Origin of the sequence: Streptomyces sp. 3214.6 (genome assembly GCF_900129855.1) — a bacterium.
Taxonomy (GTDB): Bacteria; Actinomycetota; Actinomycetes; order Streptomycetales; family Streptomycetaceae; genus Streptomyces; species Streptomyces soliscabiei.
Window position 1 is genome coordinate 944,782 of record NZ_LT670819.1, and the last position, 23,182, is coordinate 967,963.

A 23,182-nucleotide genomic window follows, 5' to 3' on the forward strand; every position below is an offset into this window, starting at 1 on the left:
CCATGTCCTCCACCGCGCCCTCATCCGCCCGAATCACCGCCCTGGACGTCCTGGACGTGCGGTTCCCCACCTCCGAACATCTCGACGGCTCGGACGCCATGAACCCCGAGCCCGACTACTCGGCCGCCTATGTCGTCCTGCGCACCGACGCCGGCGACGGGCTGGAGGGCCACGCCCTGGCCTTCACCACCGGGCGGGGCAACGACGCGCAGGCCGCCGCCATCGCGACCCTGGCCCCGCATGTGGTGGGCCTGTCGGTCGAGGAGGTCTGCTCCGACCTCGGAGCGTTCTCCCGCACCCTGGTCCACGATCCCCAACTGCGCTGGCTCGGGCCGGAGAAGGGCGCCATCCACATGGCGACCGGCGCCGTCGTCAACGCCGCCTGGGACCTCGCCGCCAAGCGGGCGGGCAAGCCCGTCTGGCGCTTCCTCGCCGACATGTCACCCGAGGAACTGGTCGCCCAGGTCGACTTCCGCTGGCTGAGCGACGCCCTCACCCCCGAAGAGGCCCTGGAGATCCTCAGGCGCGCCGAACCGGGCCGCGAGGAGCGCACCGCCCGCCTCCTGGAGCGCGGTTACCCCGCCTACACCACCACCCCCGGCTGGCTCGGCTACTCCGACGAGAAGCTGGCCCGCCTGGCCCGCGAGGCCGTCGCGGACGGCTTCACCCAGATCAAGCTGAAGGTCGGCGCGGACCTGGAGGACGACGTACGGCGCATGCGCACCGCCCGCGAGACCGTCGGCCCCGACATCCGCATCGCCGTCGACGCCAACCAGAGATGGGACGTCCAGCCCGCCATCGACTGGATGCGAGCCCTGGCTCCCTACGACCCGTACTGGATCGAGGAGCCCACCTCCCCCGACGACATCCTCGGCCACGCCGCCGTCCGCAAGGCCGTGGCCCCCATCAAGGTCGCCACCGGCGAGCACGTGGCCAACCGCGTCGTCTTCAAGCAGCTGTTGCAGGCCGGCGCGGTGGACATCGTGCAGATCGACGCGGCTCGCGTCGGCGGCGTCAACGAGAACCTCGCCATCCTGCTGCTCGCCGCGAAGTTCGGCGTCCCGGTCTGCCCGCACGCCGGCGGCGTCGGCCTGTGCGAGATGGTGCAGCACCTGTCGATGCTCGACTACGTCGCCGTCTCCGGCACCACCGAGGACCGGGTCATCGAATACGTCGACCACCTGCACGAGCACTTCGTCGACCCGGTGCACATCACCGACGGCCACTACCTCGCGCCCACCCTCCCCGGACTGAGCGCGCAGATGCACCCCGAATCCCTGAAGGAGTACACCTACCCCGACGGCCCTGTCTGGGCGGCCCGTGTCTGAGCCGCTGCCGCTGATCGACGCCCACCACCATGTGTGGGACCTGGACCGGCGCCCCCAGCCATGGCTCGACGAACCCGGCCACGAACCGATCCGTCGCAGCTACGGCGTCGAGGAGCTGCGACGGGCCGCGACCCGGCCCGTCGCCGGACGGCGGCTGACGCGTACGGTGCTCGTCCAGTGCGTGGCGTCCGTCCCCGAGACGGAGGAGTTGCTGGACCTCGCCGACCAGGACCCGATGGTCGGCGCGGTCGTCGGCTGGGTGGAGCTGGCCGCGCCCGATGTCGGGGACGTACTCGACGAACTGCGCGCCCGGCCTTCGGGCGGGTATCTGCGGGCCCTGCGCCACGTCGTGCAGGGCGAGTCCGATGCGGAGTGGCTGCAGCAGCCGGCCGTCGAGCGGGGCCTACGCGCCGTACAGGACAGAGATCTCGGCTACGACCTGCTCATCCGCAGCCACCAGTTCCCCCAGGCGATCCGTCTCGCCCAGCGCTTCCCGGACCTTCCGCTGGTCCTGGACCACGCGGGAAAGCCTCCCATCGGCCACCACACGATCTCCGACTGGGCACGGAAGGTGCGTGTCCTGGCCGGCTGTCCCCAGGTCCGGTGCAAGGTCTCGGGACTGATCACCGAGGCCGACCACCACGAGTGGACCCTCGACGACATCCGCCCGGTCTGGAACACCCTGCTGACCGCCTTCGGCCCCGACCGGCTGATGTTCGGCTCCGACTGGCCCGTCTGTGTCCTCGCCGGCGGCTGGAACCGCTGGGCCGCCACCGTCGAGGAACTGCTGGACGCCTGCTCCCCGCACGAGAAGCAGGCGGTGCTCTGCGACACGGCGACCGCCTTCTACCGGCTGTCCGAGAAGTAAGGAGAGAACGCAGTGCTGCTGACCGAGCTGCTCCACCCCGGCATCCTCGAAGCGCTCGCCGGAGCCGGGCACGGCGCCCGCGTCCTGCTCGCCGACGGCCACTACCCCGCCGGCACCGCCACTGGCGAACGAGCCAGAACCGTCCACCTCAACCTGGCGCCGGGCACCTTGGACGTGACCACCGTCCTCGACGTGCTGCTGCGCGCCCTGCCCGTCGAGTCGGCGCAGGTGATGGTGCCGCCCGAGGGCGAACCGGAGCCGCCGGCCATCGCCGAGTACCGCTCCCTGCTGGCGCCCATCCCCGTCGAGACGCTCGGCCGCTTCGAGTTCTACGACGCCGCCCGCTCCCCCGACCTGGCGCTGGCCGTCGTCACCGCCGACATCCGTACCTACGCCAACCTGCTGCTGACCATCGGCGTTCGCGCTGAAGGGACCCTGAGAACACGATGACACTCGCCGTCCGATACACGTCCGCCCGCACCTTGGACACCGCGCCCGCAGACAGCTTGGAGCCAGGCCCCGGCGAGGTGGAACTCGCCCCCGCCTACGTCGGCATCTGCGGCACCGACCTGCACATCTTCCACGGCGACATGGACGCCCGGGTCAGCACGCCCGCAGTCCTGGGACACGAGATGTCCGGCCGTGTCGTCCGCGTCGGAGTCGGCGTGGAGGGCTGGCAGCCCGGCGACGCGGTCACCGTGATGCCCCTGCGGTGGGACGACACCTGCCCCGCCTGCCGGGCCGGTCACCAGCACATCTGCCAGCACCTCGACTTCATCGGCATCGACTCCCCCGGCGCGATGCAGCAGCGCTGGACCGTCCCGGCCTCCGCCCTCATCCGCCTGCCCGGCAGCCTCCCGCTGGACCAGGCCGCCCTCGTCGAACCCACCGCGGTCGCGGTGCACGACGTCCGCCGCGCCGCCGTCGCAGAGGGCGAGAAGGTCGTCGTGGTCGGCGGCGGACCCGTCGGCGTCCTCATCGCTCTGGTCGCCCGGGCCGCCGGTGCCGAGGTGCGCGTGGTGGAACTCAACGCCCACCGGCGGCTGCTCGCCGAGGAGCAGGGCCTGACCACCTGGGACCCGGCCGCCACCGACGTGACCGCCCTGGTGGGAGAGTGGACCGCCGACGCGGGTGCCGACGTCGCCTTCGAGGTCTCCGGCGCCGCCGGCGGCGTGAACACCGCCGTCGACGTACTCGGCGTTCGCGGCCGGCTCTGCCTGGTCGCCATCCACCCCAAGCCCCGCGAGATCAACCTGCACCGCTTCTTCTGGCGCGAGTTGACGCTCGTGGGAGCCCGGCTGTACGACCGCTCCGACTTCGAGCGGGCCGTCGCTCTGGTGGCGGACGGCACGATCCCCGCCGAACGGCTGATCAGCAAGGTGGTGCCGCTCACCGAGGCGCCCGCGGCGTTCGAGGCGCTGGAGGCGGGCGGCGACGTGATGAAGATCCTGGTGGACTGCACGGACGAGGCCGAAGGAGCCGCCGTATGAACATCTTCGATCTGACGGGCAGGCTGGCCGTCGTCACCGGCGCGCGGCGCGGCATCGGCCGGGCCGTCGCCCGCGCCCTCGCCGAGGCCGGCGCGGACGTCATCGGCGTCAGTGCCGCTCTCGAGGCGTCGGGCAGCGACGTCGAGAAGGACGTCGTCGCCGCGGGCCGTACCTTCGAGGCGATCCGCACCGACTTCGCCGACCCCGAGGCCGTGCGGGCCCTGGGTGCGGACCTTGCCGGACGCGAGCGGCCGGTGGACATCCTGGTCAACAACGCGGGCACCATCCGCCGCGCTCCGGCCGCCGAACACCCCGATGCGGACTGGGAGTTGGTACTCCAGGTCAACCTCAACGCGCAGTTCGCGCTGACCCGGGCCGTCGGCGCGGCGATGGTGGCCCGCGGCCAAGGGAAGATCATCTTCACGGCGTCGCTGCTCAGCTTCCAGGGCGGCATCAACGTCCCCGGCTACACCGCCGCCAAGCACGGCGTCACCGGACTGACCAAGGCTCTGGCCAACGAATGGGCGGCGCGCGGCGTCAACGTCAACGCCATCGCCCCCGGCTATATCGCCACCGACAACACCCAGGCCCTGCAAGACGATCCGGTGCGCAGTAAGGCCATCCTGGAGCGCATTCCGGCCGGACGCTGGGGCGGCGCCGACGACCTCGCGGGGGCCGCCGTGTTCCTGGCCTCGGACGCGGCCGCCTACGTCCACGGCACCGTCCTGCCCGTCGACGGCGGCTGGCTCGGCAGATGACCGCCGACCTCGCCTCGGTGCTGTCCGGCGCCCGTGTCATGCCGGTGCTCACCGTCCCGTCCGCCGCGACCGCCGGCCCGCTCGCCGAGGCGCTCGCGGCGGGCGGCGCCCGGTGCGCCGAGGTCACCTTCCGCACCTCGGCCGCCGAGCAGGCGGTGCGGGCGATGGCGGCGCACGGCGGGCTGGTCGTCGGCGCCGGCACCGTGCTCACCGCCGAGCAGGCGGAGCGCGCGGTGGCGGCCGGCGCCCGCTTCGTGGTCTCCCCCGGCTTCGACGAGCAAGTCGTCAGCGCCTGCCGGGAGTTGGGCGTTCCCGTGGTGCCGGGCATCGCCACCGCCACGGAGCTGATGCGGTGCCTGCGGGCCGGTGTCGACACCGTGAAGCTGTTTCCCGCCGAGCCCCTGGGCGGCCTGCGGACCCTCCAGGCGCTCGCCGCGCCGTTCCCCGGGGTGCGGTTCGTGCCGACCGGCGGCATCGGCACCGACCGCCTGGGCGACTACCTCGGTCACCCCGCGGTCCTCGCCGTGGGAGGCAGCTGGATGGCCACCCCCGCCCATCTGGACCGTGCGGCGTACCCGGAGATCCGGCGGCTGACCGCGGAGGCCGTGCAGAGGAGTACGACGTGGGAGAGGAGTTCGACGTGACGGACGTGACCGACGTGGTCGCCCTCGGTGAGGTGATGCTTCGCTTCGACCCGGGCGAGGGGCGGATCCGCACGGCGCGCTCGTTCCAGGTCTGGGAGGGCGGCGGCGAGTACAACGTCGTACGCGGCCTGCGCCGCTGTTTCGGACTGCGCACGGCCGTCGTCACGGCGCTGGCCGACAACGCGGTCGGGCGGCTCGTCGAGGACCTCATTCTGCAGGGCGGCGTCGACACGTCCCTCGTCCGCTGGGTGTCCGCGGACGGCGCGGGCCGCACCGCGCGCAACGGCCTGAACTTCGTCGAGCGCGGCTTCGGCATCCGGGGCGCGCTGGGCGTCAGCGACCGTGCGAACACGGCGGTGTCCCAGCTGCGCGCGGGGGACATCGACTGGGACGCGCTGTTCGTGTCGGGGCCGCGCTGGTTCCACACCGGCGGCATCTTCGCCGGCCTGTCGGAGACCACCGCGGACGTCGCGGAGGAGGCCATGGCGGCCGGCCGCCGCCACGGCGTGACGGTCTCCTACGACCCCAACTTCCGCCCCAGTCTCTGGGCCGGCCGGGGCGGCGCCGACCGGGCGCGCGAGACCGATCTGCGGCTCGCCCGCCACGCCGACGTCGTGGTGGGCGCGCTGGGCCTGGCCGGGAAGCGTCCGGGCGGCTCGCCCGTCCCGGCCGCCGAGGTGCCGGACGCGCTCGCCGAAGTGGCCGCCCTGGTGCCCGAGGCCAAGGTCCTGGCGACCCCGCTGCGCAATGTCCCCTCGGCCGGAGTGAACGACTGGTCGTCCGCCGCGTGGTCGGCGGCGAGCGGCTTCGTCGGCGGCCCCGAGATGCCCGGCCTGCACGTTCTGGACCGGGTCGGCTCCGGCGACGGTTTCGCGGCCGGACTGATCTACGGGCTGCTGACCGGCGACGGGCGGGGCGGCGCCTGCGCCGACGTCGGGGCAGCGGATCTGCGCCGCGCGCTCGCCTACGGCACCGCCCACGGGGCGCTCACCATGACCACGCCCGGAGACGTCTCCATGGCCTCGCTCGCCGAGGTCGAGGCCCTCATGGCGGGCGGCTCCGCCGCCGTCAGACGTTGATCCCGCCGGCGGCCGGCCCGACGACCCGCACCTTCGAGGAGCTCCCCTTGCACCACCGGAAGATCGCCCACACCTCGGTCGCACTCACCGAGCTCGGCTTCGGCGCCTCGGTGATCGGCAACCTGTACCGGATCACCCCGCCCCAGGAGGCGGCGGCCACGGTGGAAGCCGCCTGGGAGTCCGGCATCCGGTACTTCGACACGGCGCCGCACTACGGTCTCGGCCTGTCCGAGCGCCGCCTGGGAGCGGCACTGCGGGACCGCCCTCGGGACACGTACGTCGTCTCCTCCAAGGTGGGCCGTCTGCTCGTCCCCAACGAACGGCCGAGTGGGGTCGACAGCGAGGGCTTCGTCGTGCGGGACGATCTGCGCAGGGAGTGGGACTTCAGCCGGGACGGCGTACTGCGCTCCATCGAGGCGACGCTGGAGCGCACGGGCCTGGACCGCCTGGACGTGGTCTATCTGCACGACCCCGACGAGCACTGGAGGCAGGCAGCCGAGGAGGCCATGCCGGCGCTGGCGGAACTGCGCGACCAGAAGGTGATCGGGGCGATCGGCGCCGGCATGAACCAGTCGGCCATGCTCGCCCGTTTCCTCCGCGAGACCGCCGCCGACGTGGTGATGCTGGCCGGGCGCTATACGCTGCTCGACCAGTCGGCTCTGGACGACGTCCTGCCGGCCGCGCAGGAGCAGGGAAAGAGCGTGGTGGCGGTCGGTGTGTTCAATTCGGGACTGCTCTCCCGCGAGCGGCCCGCCGAGGGCATGAAGTACGACTACCAGGACGCCCCGAAGGATTTGGTCGAGCGTGCCCGGGCGATCGCCGAGGTCTGCGAGGCGCACGGCACGACGCTTCCCGCCGCGGCGATCGCCTTCCCGCTCGCCCACCCCACTATCATCAACGTCACCCTGGGTATGCGGCATCCGGAACAGGTCACACGCAACGTGGAACTCCACCGTCGGCACATCCCCGAAGGACTCTGGGACGACCTTCGTGCCCGGAGGCTGATCAGGTCGGACGTGTCCGTCTAGGACACTGACGGAAGGAGTTCGCGGTGTCTCTGACCGACAAGGCCATAGAGCAGATCCGTGAGTTGATCCGGACCGGTGCTCTCCCACCGGGCTCGAAGCTGCCACCGGAACAGGAGCTGGCGGGCCAGCTGGGGCTGTCCCGCAACCTCGCCCGGGAAGCGGTCAAGGCGCTGTCCGTCGCCCGGGTCCTGGAGGTCCGCCGGGGCGACGGCACCTATGTGACCAGCCTGCAGCCGAGCCTGCTCCTGGAGGGTCTCGGCGGTGCCGTGGAGCTGCTCCAGAGCGACTCGGCGGCGCTGCTGGACCTGATGGAGGTACGACGGCTCCTCGAACCGGTGGCCACCGCACTCGCGGCCACGCGGATCACCGACGCCCAGCTGGCCGAGGTGAAGCAGCATCTGGACGCCATGCGCGAGGCCCGCGACGACGTCGAGCGGCTCAACGCCCACGACGCGGCCTTCCACCGCGCCGTCGTCTCCGCCACCGGCAACGAGAGCCTGCTCACCCTCCTGGAAGGCGTCTCCGGCCGCACCCTGCGCGCCCGCATCTGGCGCGGCCTGGTCGACACCCACGCGGCGGGCCGGACCCTCGCCGAGCACGAGGCGATCTTCCGGGCCCTGTCCCGCCGCGACACCGCCCTCAGCCAGGCCGCCGCCCTGCTGCACGTGAGCAGCACCGAACAGTGGCTGAGAGAACACCTCGACTCCACCGACACCGGGACCTGAGGCGCGCGGCGCGGCGGTTCACTCCTCGATGCGGTCCACCAGCCCCCAGACCAGGGCGCGTTCGACGGCGACGGTCCGGCCGTCGAGGACCAGGAACGGCCTGGGCATCCGGCCGTCGTGAACGCGCGCTCATCTCGACGGCCCCCGGCCCGCGGCCCGCGGTCAGTGCGACTCGCGGCTCACCTCGGACCCGCTCGAGCCGACGAGGAAGTCGAGGTCGGCGCCGGTGTCGGCCTGCAGGACGTGGTCCACGTAGAGCCGCTCCCAGCCACGCCGGGGGTGCGCGAAGCCGGTGCGGGTGGCCTCGTCGGGGGTCCTGCGGGCGAGTTCGCCGGCGGGTACGTCGACGTCGATGCGGCGGGCTTCCACGTCGAGGGTGATGAAGTCGCCGGTCCGCACCAGCGCGAGGGGTCCGCCGGCCGCGGCTTCCGGGGCCACGTGCAGGACCACGGTCCCGTAGGCGGTGCCGCTCATCCGGCCGTCGCAGACCCGGACCATGTCGCGGACGCCCTGTTCCAGCAGCTTCTTCGGCAGTGGCATGTTCGCGACCTCGGGCATGCCCGGGTAGCCCTTGGGGCCGCAGCCGCGCAGGACCAGCACCGAGTCGGCGTCCACGTCGAGTTCGGGGTCGTCGACGCGGGCATGGAAGTCCTCGATGGAGTCGAAGACGACGGCCCGGCCGCGGTGGCGCAGCAGGTGTGCGGAGGCCGCCGCCGGTTTGATGAGAGCGCCGTTCGGGGCGAGGTTGCCGCGCAGGACGGCGATGCCGCCCTCGGCGACCAGCGGCTCGGCGCGGGTGCGGATGACGTCGGTGTCCCAGATGGGGGCGTCGTCGAGAGAGTCGACGAGTGGCGCGCCGGTCACGGTCAGCGCGTCGGGGTCGAGCAGGTCGCGTACCTCGCGCAGGACGGCGAGCAGGCCGCCGGCGCGGTGGAAGTCCTCCATGAGGAAGCGGCCGGCCGGCTGGAGGTCCACGAGGACGGGCACGCGGGAGCCGATGCGGTCGAAGTCGTCCAGCGTGAGAGCGATGCCCGACCGGCCGGCGATCGCCAGGAGATGGACGACCGCGTTGGTGGAGCCGCCGATGGCTGCCAGCGCGACGATCGCGTTGTGAAAGGACGCCTTGGTCAGGAAGGTTCCCGGCCGCCGGTCGGCGCCCACCATGTCCACGGCCAGCCGGCCGGTGCGGTGCGCGGCCTCCAGCAGCCGGCTGTCGGGCGCGGGGGTCCCGGCCACTCCGGGGAGTACGGTGCCCAGCGCCTCCGCCACCAGCGCCATCGTCGAAGCCGTGCCCATCGTGTTGCAGTGCCCGCGGCTGCGGATCATCGCCGACTCGGAGCGGGCGAACTGCTCCTGGGAAAGCGTGCCGGCCCGGACCTCCTCCGACAGCCGCCACACGTCGGTGCCGCAGCCCAGCGGGGCGCCGCGGAAGGTACCGGTGAGCATCGGGCCGCCGGGCACCACGACGGCGGGCAGGTCCACCGAGGCGGCCGCCATCAGCAGCGACGGGATGGTCTTGTCGCAGCCGCCCAGCAGGACCACTCCGTCGACGGGGTTGGCCCGCAGCATCTCCTCCGTGGCCATCGCCGCCATGTTGCGCCAGAGCATCGCGGTGGGCCGCACCTGTGTCTCGCCGAGCGACACCACGGGCAGGTCCAGCGGGATCCCGCCCGCCTCGTACACGCCGTTGCGCACGGAGGCCGCGACCTCGTTGAGATGCGCGTTGCAAGGTGTCAGGTCGGACGCGGTGTTGGCGATGGCGATCTGCGGGCGGCCGGTGAAGGCGTCGCCCGGCACACCCCGTCGCATCCACGCCCGATGGATGTAGGCGTTGCGGTCCTGACCCGCGTACCACTGTGCGCTGCGGAGCTTCACAATGCCCCTTCCAATAGTCGGTACGTCGGTCTACTGTTCGGAACGCGATGAAGCCTACGCAGACGTCCGACGGATCGACAGACCCCGGCGAGCACGGCGCACCGGGGGCCGAGGGCGGCCGCCTGGTGGGCTCGGACCGGGTGCTCGCGGTCCTCAAGGAGCTCGCACGGCATTCCGAAGGGGTGGGGCTTGAGGAGCTGACCCGGGTGATGGGCAGTCCGAAGCCGACCGTGCACCGGGCGCTGGGCGCGCTGCGCCGGGCCGGACTGGCCGAGCAGGACGCCCGCGGGCGTTATGTCCTCGGGGACGAGTTCCTGCGCATGGCCTTCGCTCATCACGAGGCCCGTCCCGAGCATGTCCGGGTCCGCCCCGTGCTGGTCGCACTGGCCCACCGGTTCGGCGAGACCGCGCACTACGCGGTGCTCGACGGCCATGAGGTCGTCTACCGCGCCAAGGTCGACCCGCCCAGCGGCGCCGTCCGGCTGACGTCGACGATCGGCGGCCGCAACCCGGCCCACGCCACCGCCGTCGGCAAACTCCTCCTCAGCCGGCGGTTGAGCTCGCCTGCTGACGTCGAGGCATGGATCGGCGGCTCGCCTCCGGAGCGCCGGACGCCACGGACGCTCTGCGCGGCCGCCGACCTCCACCACGAGCTGGCAGTCACGCTCGAACGGGGCTACGGCGTCGACGACCAGGAGAACGAGACGGGGGTCAACTGCCTTGCCCTGCCGGTATACCTGACCTCCCCGACGACGCCGTCCGGCGCCCTCAGCATCAGCGCGCTGGCCTACCGGACGCCGCTGGCCACCCTGGTCGACGCGCTCGACGAGATCCGCGACCTGCTCGGCCCCCTGGGCCGACCCCACGCCTGAACCCCCAGCCCGCAGACGACCGCACCCTGGAGAAAGCCCCCGTGTACCTCATGCGCATCGGCGCCCCCGGCGCCGAGAAGCCCGTTGCCCGCATCGACGACGAGACGTACGTCGACCTCTCCGACGTCGTCACGGACTTCGACGAGGCGTTCTTCGGCTCGGAGGGCGTCGACCGGGTCCGCCCCGTCGTGGCCGAGCGCACGGCGGCGGGCCGCGTGTCCCGCTTCGCCGGAGAGCGCGTCGGCGCACCCGTCGCGCGCCCGCACCAGATCCTCTGCATCGGGCTCAACTACCGTGACCACGCGGCCGAGAGCGGCATGCCCGTCCCCGACGAGCCGATCCTGTTCACCAAGTCGCCCAACACCCTGATCGGCCCGCACGACGACGTGCGCATCCCGCGCGGCTCCGCCAGGACCGACTGGGAGGTCGAGCTCGGCATCGTCATCGGCCGTCGCACCAGCTACCTCGACTCGGTGGACGAGGCCCGCGACGCCATCGCCGGGTACGTCGTCGTCAACGACGTCAGCGAGCGCGCCTTCCAGTTGGAGCGCGGCGGACAGTGGGCCAAGGGCAAGTCCGCCGAGACCTTCAACCCCGCCGGCCCGTGGCTGGCCACCGCCGACGAGATCGACGACGTCCTCGCGCTGGACATGTGGCTGGACGTCAACGGCGTCCGCCGCCAGACCGGCAACACCAAAACGATGATCTTCGACCCGTACTTCATCGTTCACTACCTGAGCCAGTTCCTGGTCCTGGAGCCCGGCGACCTGATCAACACCGGCACCCCGCCCGGCGTCGGCATGGGCCTCACCCCGCCCGTGTATCTCCGGCCGGGCGACATCACGGAGCTGGGCATCGAGGGCCTCGGCGCCCAGCGCCAGCGCGTGGTCGCGCCGAGGTGAGCAGCCGTTCCCTGCGCGCCTTCGTGCTGACCCGTCCCGGTGAGTACGAGGTCCAGGAGCTCCCGGCGCCGACGGCCGGGCCCGGCGAGGTCGTCATCGACGTCGAGCGGGTCGGTGTCTGCGGCACCGACGTGGAGTTCTTCACCGGCGCGATGGCCTATCTCCACCAGGGCCACTCCTCCTACCCGATGCGGCCGGGCCACGAGTGGGCCGGCCGGGTGGCGGCGGTCGGTGACGGGGTCGACCCCGGCTGGCTCGGCCGGCGCGTCATGGGCGACACCATGCTCGGCTGCGGCGGCTGCCGCCGCTGTCTGCGGGGTCACCAGCACGTCTGCGAGGAGCGGAAGGAGGTCGGCATCCGGGGCGGCCAGGCCGGTGCGCTGGCGGAGCAACTGGCGGTGCCTGCTTCCTCGTTGCACGCCCTGCCCGACTCCGTGGACGCGGTGCTCGGCGCACTCGTCGAGCCGGGCGGCAACGCCCTGCGCGCCGCCCGGGCCGCCGCGCCGCAGCCGGGGGACCGCGCGCTGGTCCTGGGCCCCGGGACGATCGGGCTGCTGGTCGCGATGTTCCTCCGAGCCGCCGGCGCGGAGGTCCACCTGATGGGCGCCACCGCCGGCTCCCTCGCCTTCGCCCGTGGCCTGGGCTTCGAGCAGGTGTGGACGGAGGATTCCCTCCCCGACCTGCCGTTCGACGCCGTCGTCGACGCCTCGAACGCCGCCCATCTGCCGGACGTCGCCCTGCAGTTGGTGGAGCCGGGCGGCCGTGTGGTGTACATCGGGCTGGCCGGCGAGCCCAGCAGGATCGACACCCGCACGCTGGCCCTGAAGGACGTGCGGGCCGTGGGCGTGCTGTCCGCCTCCCCCGGCCTCGACGCGACCATCCGGGCCTACGCCGACGGGACGGTCGATCCCAGGCCGCTCGTCGCCGCCACCGTGAGCCTCGACGAGGCCGGCCCCGTGCTCGCCGGCCACCGCCCGCCCGGCGCCGGCCCCGGCCCCAAGATCCACGTCGACCCGCGACTGCAGCCAGGGCTCCACAGCGACCGTTGACCTGGTGTTCCCCGGCGTGCCGGGGCGGGCGCTTCGGGCACGCGGGCAGGGCTCGCCCCGACGCGGATGGTGGACGAGCCCTGTCCACCTACGATTCTGGGGTCCCGGCCCCCCTCGAGCCCATGAGTGCGGGGGCGCTTGCCGTGGTGAACGGCGCACACCCCGTACGAGCGACCCACACCCCGCACCCCTCCGCACGCGTGAGCGGTGTCCCGGTGGGGAAGGCGCGCCCCGACGGGGTGCCTCCGGGCACCCGCGTCACCGACCCGCTTGATCGCCTACGCCCCGCGGCGCGCGATACTGGCCTGCGTACGCCTTCGTCTCGTCGCCCGCCCTCACGAATGGACTCATGCACATCTCCGCGACCGCTGCGCCCACGACTCCCTCCACGGTGTGGCAGACCCGTGGCCGTCACACCGGCCCCGCCGCGCCGAACGTCCTGCGCGACCACCTCCAGGCACTCAAGGACGCCGGGACCGTCCAGGACTTCATGGAGCTGCCCGACGCCGACACCCCCGAGGGGGAGACGGCCTTCGAAGCCCGGTGGCCGGTGGCGGAGGAGATCACCGTCCGTGCCCGGCTCACCCTCGGCGAGTGGTCGGGCCGCGGCCAGGAGTGGACACTGACGGCGGAGGCGGAGCGGCCGTGGGACTTGCGGTGGCCCTCGCCCGCCGGCCTGTTCTGGCCCTGGGAGGCGGACACCGCGTGGGGGCACGAGACCGTGGCGGGCGAGCGCTTCCTCGACACCAACCCGCTGCCGGCCGACGAGAAGGAACTGCGGCGGACGCTCCGCAACGCCGTGCGCGACACCTGGGCCGTCCACGTCGTCGTCCACGAGGCGATGACGCCCACCGAGCAGGGCCGCCGGTCACTGGTTCCGCTGCTGCCGCCCGGCCTGCACCACCGGGTGATCGAGCACCGGGCGGCCCCGCACCAGCTGCGCACCGTGAACTGGGCGCTCAAGGAGTCCGGGGTGGAGGTGCCGCGCGGCGGTGCGCTGGTACTGCCCGGCGCTCCCGCTCCGGCCGACTACGACGCCGCCGGCTTCTCGGTGCGCAGCGTGTTCCTCGACGGCACGCATCCCACCGAACTCCTGGACGCGGTACGGCGCTTCGCCGCCCTGCCCAAACCGCTGCCGGAGGGCGGCGACGCCGCGCTCACCGTACTGCGGGAGCAGTGGCAGCTGCTGACCCTGGAGGAGGAGCTCGCGCGCGAACGCCGGCTCGTGGCGATGTACAAGGAGGCGCTGGAGGCGATGACGGAGTCCCGGGACCTGTACCGGGAGGCCGCCGAACACGCCCACGAGGCGCTGGCCGCGTACCGCGAGGCCGCCACCGAGGCCGGCGAACCGCGTCCGGCGCCGGCCAGGAAGAGCGGCTCCCCCTTCCAGCAACTGGGCCGGACCCTGGAGCGCCTCAAGGAGTCGACCAAGAGCCTGCGCCCGCTGTCGACGACGCCCGCCTCCCCCGCACCGGACGGCTCCCCCGCACCGGACGGCTCTCCCGAGCGGCACGAGAGCGACACCCCCGACGGCGACGAACCCGGGCCGGCCGACCGCTGAGGCGGGCTCCGGCCCACTCCCCCAGAGGGGCACCCCACTCCCGGTGGCGTGACAGGGAGTAGTGGTGCGGTGGCGCTCGTGTGAGCTACGTCCCATGCCGTAATCCCGCCGGAAACGGGAATTCGGAAACCGAAAGCGGGGAAATCGACAGACAGGACCCCAGGACAGGGTCCGGAGAGAGAACGACAAAGAGAGCAGACGCCGCGCGACGGACCACTGGGAGGGCCCGTGGATGCGCCAACCACGCTCGTCGTCGTCGCGGTTGTCTCGGCCGCGGCTCTGCTCGCCGTGGCGGCCGCGGTGCTGGTGCGGCTGGTCCGCACCCGCAGGAACCTGAGGCGGGCGGGGCTTCCCACCGGCCCGCGCTGGGTGTTCTGGGGTGCGGTCCTGTATTTCGTGCTCCCGACCGACCTCCTGCCGGACCCCGTGTATCTCGACGACATCGGCGTCCTCCTGCTGGCGCTGCGTTCCCTGCGCCACGCCCCCGATCGAGCCCCCGACCACGCCCCCGAGCACGTCCCCGACTGACCGCTCCGGAAGACGTTTTCACGCCCGCTCGACCCGATCTCCCCTGCTCCGCGCCCTGTTCGGTCCCCCACTCCCCGATGATCACGGAGAGTAGGGAAACCAACCACCCGTTCGATTCGTATAAGTGACTGAAGGTCGCACCAATCCAGCACCACGCAGCGGGCCCGAGTGACGTCGCACAGCGGCACCGCTTGATCGAGGCAGTACCGACGAGGGAGAGACGATGCAACCGTTCACGCTCAACTACGCACGCCCTGCGGCCGAGTTGGAGTTCAGCACTCCGTACGCCTATGACCCCGGAATGCAGTTGAACGTAACTCTCGACGGCCGGATCGCCGCTCGTGACCACGCGCTTTTGAGAGAACTCGGGACCACGACCTCGACGGCGGGCTCCAAGACCCACTTCGACGACTGAACACGGGCCGACGAACATGACCGTGCTCATTCTGACCTGTGAAGAGGACGTCACGGCGGACATGGTGGTCGTGCACCTGAACGCCGCGGGCGTCCCGGTCGTCCGGCTCGATCCCGCCGACCTCACCCATACCGTCGCGCTGTCCGGCGAGTACGTGCACGGCGCGTTTCGGGGTCATCTGTCGTCCGCCGGACGGCTGGTGAGCCTCGACGGGCTGCGGTCGGTGTGGATCCGCAGGCCCGGCGCCGCGGCGGCCCGGGCGCCGCAGCCGTCCGCGTGGCTCACGGAGGAGGCCTCGCAGGCGCTGTACGGCATGCTCCGCGGTACCGGGGCGCGCTGGATGAACCACCCGGACGCGTCTTCGCGCGCCCGGCACAAGCCCTGGCAACTGCGGCTCGCCCAGCGCAGCGGCCTGCCGGTGCCGGCCACGATCGTCACGACGTTCCCGCAGGCGGCGCGCGAGTTCGCGGACCGCTACCCGGATCTGGTGGTCAAGCCGGTGTCCGGGGCGCATCCGCAGGATCCGCCCCGTGCGGTGCCCACCACCCGGGTCCCGCCGGGCGCCGACTTCGCCGCCGTCGCCTACGGTCCGACGCTGCTGCAACGCCGGGTGGCCAAGCGGGCCGACATACGGCTGACCGCGGTCGGCGACCGCCTGCTGGCCGCCCGCAAGGAGACGGTCCCCGGCGGCGACCCCGACGTGGTGGACGTGCGTTTCGCGCCCTCCACCACGCCCTGGCGTCCCGTCGACGTCCCGCCGCGCCTCGGCGAGGCCGTACGGGTGTATCTGCGGGAGGCGGAACTGGCGTACGGGGCCTTCGACTTCGCGGAGGACGCCGACGGGACCTGGTGGTTTCTGGAGTGCAACCAGTCGGGTCAGTTCGGTTTCGTGGAGGTGGACACCGGCCAGCCGATCGCCCGCACCATCGCGGAGTGGCTCGCCGGGTCGCCCCCTGAGCACGGTGCCCGGCCCGCCGACCGGTGCGGCTCCGCAGCCTCCTGACGCACGGACGCGGCGGAGCTCCAGGGAGCCACCGCCGCGCCGGGTCCGGCCGCGGACCGTCCTCAGACGCCAGGGACAGTCCGCTCTCCCCGTCCTTCGCGGGAAGTTCCTCGGCGGGCGGCGCCGCCGCCGCGGACGCGAGCAGGGTGTCCGCCGCGGCCACCGCCTCACGGACGTCGGCCGTGCCCATCAGCACGCACAAGGTGTACGTCACGTCCTGCAGTTCACGAGCCGTCTGCGGTCTCTCCCTCTCCGCCTGAGCGATCTTCAGCGTCGCGTACCGGGTCAGCAACGTCCTGGCGACCTTCGGGTCCGGAACGATCACGAGCGCCCCTCTCTCTGTTTTGCGCTGCGTGTGCCCGGACCTGGGCGATTCATGCCTGTCGGCCCGTCATGTCACCCTCCGGGGTCATGATCCGGCCATCCCGCCCGTACCAGGCGGTCCTCCCGGTGCCCGGGTCAGACGACGGCGTCCAGTTCCGCGAGTTCGTCGGCCGTGAGCCGGAGGTCCGGCGCGGCGAGCGAGTCCAGGATCGTCTCGGGGCGGCTCGCGCCCGGGATCGGCACCACGACCGGCGACTTGGCGAGCATCCAGGCCAGGCACACGCGCTGCGGGCTGACGCCGTGGGCCTCGGCTACATGGGCGAACGGGGCGTAGGAGGAGCCCAGTTCACGGGCGCGGGAGATGCCGCCGAGCGGGCTCCATGGCAGGAAGGCGATGCCGAGCTCGTCGCACAGGCGCAGTTCGTGCTCGCTGGAGCGGAAGGCCGGGGAGAACTGGTTCTGCACGGAGACCAGCCGCCCGCCGAGGATGTCGTTCGCCTGCCGGATCTGCTCGGGGTTCGCATTGGAGATGCCGGCCGCGCGGATCTTGCCCTCGTCCAGCAGTTCCCGCACCGCGCCGACGGAGTCCGCGTAGGGGATCCGCGGATCGGGGCGGTGGAACTGGTACAGGCCGATGGCCTCCACGCCGAGCCGGCGCAGCGACGCCTCGCAGGCGGCCTTGAGGTGCGCGGGGCTGCCGTCCAGGGTCCAACTGCCGTCGCCGGGGCGCAGATGGCCGCCCTTGGTGGCGACCAGGACGTCGCCGCCCCGGTCGTGGCCGGCGAGAGCCTTGGCGATCAGGGTCTCGTTGTGGCCGACCTCGTCGGCGTGGAGGTGGTAGGCGTCCGCGGTGTCGATCAGCGTCACGCCGGCGTCCAGCGCGGCGTGCACGGTGGCGAGGGAACGTGCCTCGTCGGGCCGTCCCTCGATCGACATGGGCATCGCGCCCAGGCCTATCGCGCTGACGTCCACGTCCCCGATGCGGCGGGTCTCCATGTACGCGTGACCTCTCTCGAAGGTGGTGCGGAAGCGGGAAGTCCGGTGTCCCGGAAGGTGATCGCGGCACACCGGACGCATCCAGCCTGGCCCCGGCGTCGGCCGTGGGTCCAATGGAAGAAACCGAACGCATTCAGCAGTACGGGAGGTTAATCGTGGTGCGGGCGGGTGCGCGTGCGGCGAACTATCCTCGGGCCGGTGAGCCTGGAGACGCCGACCCTGCGGTCCCTGCTGGCCTTCGAGGACGGCGACGCGGTGCGGTTGGTGTGCGCCCCCGCCACGCACGACACCGTCGTCACGCGGATCGCCGTCGGTCTGGACGATCTGGGTCCGCGTCCGCAGCGCCGGGGGGCCGCGGAGGGCGAGGGCGTCCTGCTGCTGGCCGTGGGCGCCGCCCCGGACGCCGGGACCGTGCGGGAGGCCGCCCGGCGGGGCGCCTGCGCCGTCGTTCTGGGCGAGGTGCGCGACGCGGGCGAGGGAGCCGCTGGCGAAGGGGCCGCGGGCGAAGTCGGCGACGTGGGCGAGCCGCTCGCCGGGCCGGTGGCGGCGGCCCGGGAGTCCGGCATCGCGCTGCTCGCCCGCGCCGAGGGCGCCGACTGGGCCGAGGCCGCCGCGCTGCTGCGGTCGGCGCTGTCCTACGCCCGGGCCGGCGACGGCGAGGACACCGACGCGCTCCGGGGCCCGGCGGCGCCCTCCCTCGCCGTCCTGGCGGCGCGGGTCGCGGCGCAGGTGAAGGGGTCGATCACCATCGAGGACACCCGGTTGCGCGTCCTGGCCCACTCCGCCACCGGCCCCGGCGCCGACGCGCTGCGCCGGACCGTGATCCTCGGCGGCCGGGTTCCCGACTGGCGGGTCGCCGAACTGCGGCGCAGCGGGCTGCTGCGCGCGCTGTGGACCTCCGAGGACGTCATCCACCGGCCCGCCGACGGCGACAACCCGGAGCGCCTGGTCGTCGCCGTGCGCAGCGGGCGCGAGGTCCTCGGCTCGATCTGGGCGGCCGCGGACGACGCCGCCCTCGCCCCGGACGCCGCCCGGTACCTGCGGACGGCCGCCGGGCTCGCCGCCCCGCTGCTGGTGCGCGAGCGGCTGCGCGAGAGCGGCACGGCGCACCGTCGGGAGGCCGCGCTGCGCGGCCTGCTGCGGGGCCTCGGGGACCGGCGCACCCACGCCTGGTCGCTCGGTCTGTCCCCGGACGCGCCGTGCGCGGTGGTGGTGGCCGAGCGGCAGCCCGGCGCACCGGCCGACGACCGGGCCCTGGACGTCCTCGTCCTGGAGGTCTCGGCGCACCGTCCGGGGACCGGGATCATGCGCGACGGCGACCGGCTCGCGCTGCTGCTCACCGGGGCCGCCTCGGCGGCGGAGCACGAGGCCGCCGTACGGGGCGTCGTACGCGATCTCGACGCGGTCGTGTCCTCGCTGCCGGGGTCGCCGGCGGTGTGGCTGGGCGTCGGACCGGTCGGCACTCCGGAGCGGGCCCGTCTGTCCTACGAGCGGGCCGTGCTCGTCGTGCGGGCGCTGCGCGAGCGGGAGGCGCGGGCGTCGGCCGCCGGACGGCCCCGGCCCCCGCGGCACGCCGACGCGGCCGGGGCGGGCGCGGCGCTGGAGGTGCTGCGGATCCTGGACGCGGCGCACCCGGTGTGGAAGTCCGGCGGCGGGCCGGTCCACGACCTGATCCGCACCGACCTGGCGGCGGGCGGCGAGCTCGTGCGGACCCTGGCGGCGTACCTCGACGCCGGGGGCGATGTCGCGGAGGCGGCCCGTCGGCTGGTCGTGCATCCCAACACGCTGCGTTACCGGCTGGGCCGGGTCCGGGAGCGGTACGGCGTGGATCTGGACGATGCCGACGCCCGGCTGCTGCTGACCCTCGCGGTGCGGCTGACAGCGAGGCCGCCGGACCATTGACCTTGTGCGTGGACACGAAGGTTCCGGTTGTCTTTGTACGGTCCCCCAAAGACGTAGGGGCGGCGCGGGGGCGAGTCTGGACGTGTCACCACCACTGGGCGACGCCCCTTCCTCGTCCGAAGGAGACCAGAACGTGCTGCTCCCCACCGAGAACCATCACACCGGTGCCTCACCCGACTCGCGGGTCGCGCTCGCCGTCCGGCAGGCCGTCACGGACGGGCTGCTCGGGGAGGACCGGCCGGTGGCCGGCTTCGTCGACGTCCGGGGGGTGCGCGAGAGCGTCGCCGCCCTGCACGAGGCGTTCGCGCACGTGCCGGACGTCCTGCACACCTTCGCCGCCAAGGCCTGTTCGCTGGTGCCCGTGCTGCGGCTGCTCGCCGACGCCGGCATGGGCTGCGAGGTGGCGAGCCCCGGGGAACTACGGCTGGCGCTGGACGCGGGATTCGAGCCGGCGCGGATCGTGCTGGACTCGCCGGCCAAGGCCCGGCAGGAGATCCGGGAGGCCCTCGCCCTGGGGGTCGCGCTCAACGCGGACAACCTCGACGAGCTCGACCGGATCGACGCGCTGCGCCCCGCTGACTGCGCCTCCGTGCTCGGACTGCGGGTCAACCCCCAGGTCGGCGCCGGGTCCATCGGCGCGATGAGCACGGCGACCGCACAGTCCAAGTTCGGGGTGGCACTGCGCGATCCCGGGGCCCGGGCCCGGGTGATCGAGGCGTTCGCGCGGCGGCCGTGGCTGACCCGGCTGCACGCGCACGTGGGCTCCCAGGGCTGCCCGCTGTCCCTGATCGCGGAGGGTCTCGCGGCGACGCACCGGCTCGCCGAGGAGATCAACGACCACGTCGGCCGTCGCCAGGTGACCAGCCTCGACCTGGGCGGCGGACTGCCGGTGAACTTCGCCGACGACACGGTCACGCCCACGTACGCCGAGTACGTCGCCGCGCTGACCACCGCGGAGCCGGCCCTGCTGGACGGCCGCTACCAGGTGGTCACCGAGTTCGGCCGCTCCCTGATCGCCAAGAACGGCTTCACGGCGGCGCTCGTCGAGTACGTCAAGGACGCCGGCGGCCGGCGGGTCGCCCTCACGCACGCCGGCGGGCAGGTCGCCACCCGTACCGTCCTCATGCCGCAGGCCTGGCCGCTGCGGGTGTCCGCGTACGGCCCGGACGGCACGCCCAAGCGGACGCCCCTCGTGCGGCAGGACGTCGCCGGGCCGCTCTGCTTCGCCGGGGACGTCGTGGCGCACGACCGGCCGCTGCCGGCGCTCGCCGAGGGGGACGTGGTGGTCCTGCACGACACGGGCGGCTACTACTTCTCGGCGCACTGGTCGTACAACAGCCTGCCGAGGCCCGCCGTGTACGGGTATCTGGCCGACGCCGGTCGGCTCACGTTCGCCACGGTCCGGGCCGCGCAGACGCTCCGGGAGATCTCCGCGGAGAGCGGCCTGGCCCAGGCGGACGCCCTGCTGACGGGTTTCGCGGCCCCGGCGCACCCCTGACGGCGTCCGGCACGCATCAACGGCCCGATCCGGAGCACCCGGCATCCCATCGCCTGAGGAGGAGAGAACCGTGCTCTGGGTCGCCGTACTGCTGTTGCCGCTGCTGTCCGTCCTGCTGGCGCTCCTGGACCGGGTCGAGGACCGCCTGTTCGCCCCGGCCGGGCACAGGCGGCGCCATGCCGCCCAGCGGCGGCATCTCCGGCTGGTGCGGGGCACTTCCCCGGGCGCGGGGACGGACGACGCTCGGGCGGCCTGAGCGGCTCGGACGGGGGTGTCCTGGACCCCGCCGGTGTGCGAGGCTCGCCCACGGCCGGCTTCGGCCACTCGGCATCGGCAGGAAGAGTCAGCGGTATGCGCATCGGTCTGCTCGGCACCGGCCCCTGGGCCCGGATGGTGCACGCGCCCGTCCTCCAGGCACACGACCAGCTGGACTTCGTCGGGGTGTGGGGACGGCGCCCGGAGGCCGCGAAGGAACTGGCCGACCGGCACGGGACCCGGCCCTACGACGATGTCGACGCCCTGCTCGCGGACGTGGACGCGGTGGCCGTCGCGCTGCCGCCGGACGTCCAGGCGCAGCTCGCGGTGCGGGCCGCCGGGGCAGGCTGTCATCTGCTGCTCGACAAGCCCGTCGCCACCACGGCGGCGGGAGCGCGGGCCGTGGTGCGGGCCGTGCGGGAGGCGGGGGTCGCGTCGGTGGTCTTCTTCACCACCCGGTTCATGCCCGAGGCCGGCGACTGGATCGCCGAACAGGCGGACACGGCGGGGTGGTTCACGGGACACGCCCAGTGGCTGGGGGACGTCTTCCACGGTGAGAGCGGCCATCCGTTCGCCACGCCCTGGCGCGGGGAGAAGGGCGCCCTGTGGGACGTGGGTCCGCACGCGCTGTCCGTGCTGCTGCCGGTCCTCGGCGAGGTCCGGCGGGTGACGGCGGCGGCCCACGGCCCCGGTGACACGGTCCATGTGGTCCTGGACCATGTCACCGGCGCCTCCAGCACCCTGACGCTGAGCCTGACGGCCCCGCCCGCGGCGACGGACGCGAGCGTCGAGCTCCGCGGCACGTCCGGAGTCACCCGGCTCCCCCGCTCCAGCACGGAAGCCGCCGCCGCTCTCACCCGGGCCGCCGACGCCCTCCTCGCCGCGGCCCGCGACGGCCGCCCCCACCCCTGCGACGCCGCCTTCGGTCTGCGCGTCACCGAGATACTGGCCGACGCACAGGCCCTGTTGACGGCCGCGGCGCGCTGACTCAGTCGTCCCTACCTTGTTGATCGGGATGAGCGAGCCATTCGTAGGGTTGGCTCGCCCGGGGGCGCTGGGTGTGGCTTTCAGTCGTCTGCCGTGGTCGCGGCTTCAGAGGATCGGCCGCCCGGCCGAGCCGAGTTCGAAGTTCACCCGCTCCCGGACCACGGGGTAGCCGGCCTTCGTGAAGTGGGCCGCCATGGGGAAGTTGCCCTGGTCGGTCGCGCCGGCGATGAACTCGGCGCCCCGGTCGACGAGATAGTGGGTGCACTCGGCGAGCAGGTCGTAGGCGTAGCCGTGGCCCCGGTGTTCCGGCAGGACGCCGATGAAGCCGACGCACGGGCCGGAGGGGTTGTGGGCCGGGATGTGCAGGCCGGCCAGGTCTCCGTCGGGGGTGCGGGCGATCTGCCACCACTCGCGTGGGGACGGGCACCAGCGGAAGAAGTCCAGCTCCTCCTGGGCGGCCAGGTCGAGGCCGCCCTTCGCCACGGCCTTGCGGGCATGGGCGTCGAGGGTGTCGGAGTGGATGCGGCGCAGGGCGTCGAAGAAGACGGCGTCGTCGGGTTCGGGGGCGAAGCGCAGGCGTCCGGGGCGTTCGGGAAGCCCGCACTGCGGGGTCCATCGGTACACGAAGCGTTCCACGAGGGGGGTGTGGCCGGCCGCGCGGGCCGCTGTGTGCCGGGCCTCGGCGGCGGCCCGCATGACGGGGTCGGCCCGCCAGCCGCCGGGCATCACCAGTTCCAGGCCGACCTGCCAGGGCGCGGTGCGCAGGAGTTCGGCGGCGGCCTCCTCCTCGCCTTCGGCGAAGTCGAACCACTCGACGGCGAGGGGTTCGGTGTCCTCGGGCCCGCCCCACCAGGCGGCGCGGGCGACGACCCGGCCGTCGCGCAGGGCGACGCGCTTCCACTCCGGGCGGTACCGCACATGGCCGAACGCCTCGGCGGCGCGCAGCGGGTCGGGCAGGGTGTCGAACAGATGGACGTCGCTCTCGTCGAGAGCGCGGATGACCAGATCGGTCACGGATTCCTCCGGGTCGCGTACGGCGTGGTGCGCTCCCGGGCGTCGGACGAACGTCAGACGGGGCACGCCGGGGTCACGGGG

At 73.3% G+C, this 23,182-nt stretch carries 23 protein-coding genes and 1 pseudogene; 20 read left to right on the forward strand and 4 right to left on the reverse strand.

The window, feature by feature from the left end; all coding sequences use genetic code 11:
* Window positions 1-2 precede the first annotated feature (2 nt).
* From B5557_RS04190 to B5557_RS04230, 9 genes are read left to right on the forward strand one after another with little or no spacing between them, the layout of a single operon-like run.
* Window positions 3-1,328, forward strand: coding sequence for an L-fuconate dehydratase (locus B5557_RS04190; protein ID WP_079657833.1), 1,326 nt, complete (start codon window positions 3-5; stop codon window positions 1,326-1,328).
* Entirely contained in the window at window positions 1,321-2,196 is an 876-nt protein-coding gene (locus tag B5557_RS04195; RefSeq protein ID WP_079657834.1) for an amidohydrolase family protein, read from the forward strand. The genes B5557_RS04190 and B5557_RS04195 overlap by 8 nt, the downstream gene beginning before the upstream one ends.
* A gap of 12 nt (window positions 2,197-2,208) precedes the next feature.
* Entirely contained in the window at window positions 2,209-2,646 is a 438-nt protein-coding gene (locus B5557_RS04200; RefSeq protein ID WP_079657835.1) for an RbsD/FucU domain-containing protein, read from the forward strand.
* A complete protein-coding gene (locus B5557_RS04205; RefSeq protein WP_079657836.1) occupies window positions 2,643-3,686 on the forward strand; it encodes a zinc-dependent alcohol dehydrogenase in 1,044 nt (347 codons plus the stop codon). Before B5557_RS04200 ends, B5557_RS04205 begins: the two co-directional genes overlap by 4 nt.
* Window positions 3,683-4,444 (forward strand): SDR family oxidoreductase, encoded by a 762-nt coding sequence (locus tag B5557_RS04210; protein ID WP_079657837.1) that lies wholly within the window; start codon window positions 3,683-3,685, stop codon window positions 4,442-4,444. The genes B5557_RS04205 and B5557_RS04210 overlap by 4 nt, the downstream gene beginning before the upstream one ends.
* Complete coding sequence (locus tag B5557_RS04215; RefSeq protein ID WP_079657838.1) at window positions 4,441-5,088, forward strand: bifunctional 4-hydroxy-2-oxoglutarate aldolase/2-dehydro-3-deoxy-phosphogluconate aldolase; 648 nt, start codon at window positions 4,441-4,443, stop codon at window positions 5,086-5,088. The genes B5557_RS04210 and B5557_RS04215 overlap by 4 nt, the downstream gene beginning before the upstream one ends.
* A 5-nt stretch (window positions 5,089-5,093) precedes the next feature.
* Entirely contained in the window at window positions 5,094-6,167 is a 1,074-nt protein-coding gene (locus B5557_RS04220) for a sugar kinase (protein ID WP_079664582.1), read from the forward strand.
* A gap of 47 nt (window positions 6,168-6,214) precedes the next feature.
* Window positions 6,215-7,195 carry an aldo/keto reductase gene (locus B5557_RS04225; protein WP_079657839.1) on the forward strand — a complete coding sequence of 327 codons (981 nt, stop codon included), beginning with the start codon at window positions 6,215-6,217 and terminating at the stop codon, window positions 7,193-7,195.
* A 23-nt stretch (window positions 7,196-7,218) separates the two neighbouring features.
* Window positions 7,219-7,920, forward strand: a complete 702-nt coding sequence (locus B5557_RS04230; RefSeq protein WP_079657840.1) for a FadR/GntR family transcriptional regulator — start codon at window positions 7,219-7,221, stop codon at window positions 7,918-7,920.
* Between the two features lie 162 nt (window positions 7,921-8,082).
* Here the strand turns inward: B5557_RS04230 and B5557_RS04235 are convergent, their stop codons facing one another.
* Complete coding sequence (locus B5557_RS04235; protein WP_079657841.1) at window positions 8,083-9,795, reverse strand: IlvD/Edd family dehydratase; 1,713 nt, start codon at window positions 9,793-9,795, stop codon at window positions 8,083-8,085.
* Window positions 9,796-9,842: 47 nt separating this feature from the next.
* Between B5557_RS04235 and B5557_RS04240 the strand changes: the two genes are divergently transcribed.
* The 7 genes from B5557_RS04240 (at window position 9,843) to tgmB (ending at window position 16,125) form a co-directional block, all read left to right on the forward strand.
* Window positions 9,843-10,667, forward strand: a complete 825-nt coding sequence (locus B5557_RS04240) for an IclR family transcriptional regulator (protein ID WP_079657842.1) — start codon at window positions 9,843-9,845, stop codon at window positions 10,665-10,667.
* A gap of 41 nt (window positions 10,668-10,708) precedes the next feature.
* Window positions 10,709-11,569 (forward strand): fumarylacetoacetate hydrolase family protein, encoded by an 861-nt coding sequence (locus tag B5557_RS04245; RefSeq protein ID WP_079657843.1) that lies wholly within the window; start codon window positions 10,709-10,711, stop codon window positions 11,567-11,569.
* Window positions 11,566-12,618, forward strand: coding sequence for a zinc-dependent alcohol dehydrogenase (locus B5557_RS04250; protein ID WP_231976249.1), 1,053 nt, complete (start codon window positions 11,566-11,568; stop codon window positions 12,616-12,618). The genes B5557_RS04245 and B5557_RS04250 overlap by 4 nt, the downstream gene beginning before the upstream one ends.
* 349 nt (window positions 12,619-12,967) lie before the next feature.
* Window positions 12,968-14,179 carry a hypothetical protein gene (locus B5557_RS04255; RefSeq protein ID WP_079657844.1) on the forward strand — a complete coding sequence of 404 codons (1,212 nt, stop codon included), beginning with the start codon at window positions 12,968-12,970 and terminating at the stop codon, window positions 14,177-14,179.
* A gap of 228 nt (window positions 14,180-14,407) precedes the next feature.
* Complete coding sequence (locus B5557_RS04260) at window positions 14,408-14,707, forward strand: YkvA family protein (RefSeq protein WP_079657845.1); 300 nt, start codon at window positions 14,408-14,410, stop codon at window positions 14,705-14,707.
* A 223-nt stretch (window positions 14,708-14,930) separates the two neighbouring features.
* Window positions 14,931-15,122, forward strand: coding sequence for a putative ATP-grasp-modified RiPP (tgmA, locus tag B5557_RS04265; protein WP_020129087.1), 192 nt, complete (start codon window positions 14,931-14,933; stop codon window positions 15,120-15,122).
* A 16-nt stretch (window positions 15,123-15,138) separates the two neighbouring features.
* Entirely contained in the window at window positions 15,139-16,125 is a 987-nt protein-coding gene (tgmB, locus tag B5557_RS04270) for an ATP-grasp ribosomal peptide maturase (RefSeq protein WP_079657846.1), read from the forward strand.
* A gap of 145 nt (window positions 16,126-16,270) precedes the next feature.
* Here the strand turns inward: tgmB and B5557_RS04275 are convergent.
* Both B5557_RS04275 and B5557_RS04280 read right to left on the reverse strand, forming a co-directional pair.
* Window positions 16,271-16,450: pseudogene (locus B5557_RS04275) on the reverse strand (DUF5133 domain-containing protein); the annotation flags it as partial.
* Between the two features lie 134 nt (window positions 16,451-16,584).
* The gene (locus B5557_RS04280; RefSeq protein WP_079657847.1) at window positions 16,585-17,445 is read right to left on the reverse strand and encodes an aldo/keto reductase; all 861 of its coding nucleotides are present in this window, start codon (window positions 17,443-17,445) and stop codon (window positions 16,585-16,587) included.
* Between the two features lie 198 nt (window positions 17,446-17,643).
* Between B5557_RS04280 and B5557_RS04285 the strand changes: the two genes are divergently transcribed.
* The 4 genes from B5557_RS04285 to B5557_RS04300 all read left to right on the forward strand — a co-directional run bounded on the left by B5557_RS04285 (window position 17,644) and on the right by B5557_RS04300 (window position 22,087).
* Entirely contained in the window at window positions 17,644-19,347 is a 1,704-nt protein-coding gene (locus B5557_RS04285) for a PucR family transcriptional regulator (RefSeq protein WP_231976250.1), read from the forward strand.
* Between the two features lie 133 nt (window positions 19,348-19,480).
* Window positions 19,481-20,845 (forward strand): diaminopimelate decarboxylase, encoded by a 1,365-nt coding sequence (locus B5557_RS04290; RefSeq protein WP_099935335.1) that lies wholly within the window; start codon window positions 19,481-19,483, stop codon window positions 20,843-20,845.
* 70 nt (window positions 20,846-20,915) lie between these two features.
* A complete protein-coding gene (locus B5557_RS04295) occupies window positions 20,916-21,101 on the forward strand; it encodes a hypothetical protein (RefSeq protein WP_079657848.1) in 186 nt (61 codons plus the stop codon).
* A 95-nt stretch (window positions 21,102-21,196) separates the two neighbouring features.
* Window positions 21,197-22,087, forward strand: a complete 891-nt coding sequence (locus B5557_RS04300) for a Gfo/Idh/MocA family protein (RefSeq protein ID WP_079657849.1) — start codon at window positions 21,197-21,199, stop codon at window positions 22,085-22,087.
* A gap of 105 nt (window positions 22,088-22,192) precedes the next feature.
* Here B5557_RS04300 and B5557_RS04305 read toward each other — a convergent pair whose 3' ends face one another.
* The gene (locus B5557_RS04305) at window positions 22,193-23,101 is read right to left on the reverse strand and encodes a GNAT family N-acetyltransferase (protein WP_079657850.1); all 909 of its coding nucleotides are present in this window, start codon (window positions 23,099-23,101) and stop codon (window positions 22,193-22,195) included.
* Window positions 23,102-23,182: the final 81 nt, after the last annotated feature.

What these genes read in the sequence shown, in the direction of transcription:
- B5557_RS04300 (WP_079657849.1), top strand. Translation starts at nt 21,197, where the DNA reads ATGCGCATCGGTCTGCTCGGCACCGGCCCCTGGGCCCGGATGGTGCAC.
- B5557_RS04240 (WP_079657842.1), top strand. Translation starts at nt 9,843, where the DNA reads ATGAAGCCTACGCAGACGTCCGACGGATCGACAGACCCCGGCGAGCAC.
- B5557_RS04280 (WP_079657847.1), bottom strand. Translation starts at nt 17,445, where the DNA reads ATGGAGACCCGCCGCATCGGGGACGTGGACGTCAGCGCGATAGGCCTG.
- B5557_RS04255 (WP_079657844.1), top strand. Translation starts at nt 12,968, where the DNA reads ATGCACATCTCCGCGACCGCTGCGCCCACGACTCCCTCCACGGTGTGG.
- B5557_RS04215 (WP_079657838.1), top strand. Translation starts at nt 4,441, where the DNA reads ATGACCGCCGACCTCGCCTCGGTGCTGTCCGGCGCCCGTGTCATGCCG.
- B5557_RS04210 (WP_079657837.1), top strand. Translation starts at nt 3,683, where the DNA reads ATGAACATCTTCGATCTGACGGGCAGGCTGGCCGTCGTCACCGGCGCG.
- tgmB (WP_079657846.1), top strand. Translation starts at nt 15,139, where the DNA reads ATGACCGTGCTCATTCTGACCTGTGAAGAGGACGTCACGGCGGACATG.
- B5557_RS04205 (WP_079657836.1), top strand. Translation starts at nt 2,643, where the DNA reads ATGACACTCGCCGTCCGATACACGTCCGCCCGCACCTTGGACACCGCG.
- B5557_RS04190 (WP_079657833.1), top strand. Translation starts at nt 3, where the DNA reads ATGTCCTCCACCGCGCCCTCATCCGCCCGAATCACCGCCCTGGACGTC.
- tgmA (WP_020129087.1), top strand. Translation starts at nt 14,931, where the DNA reads ATGCAACCGTTCACGCTCAACTACGCACGCCCTGCGGCCGAGTTGGAG.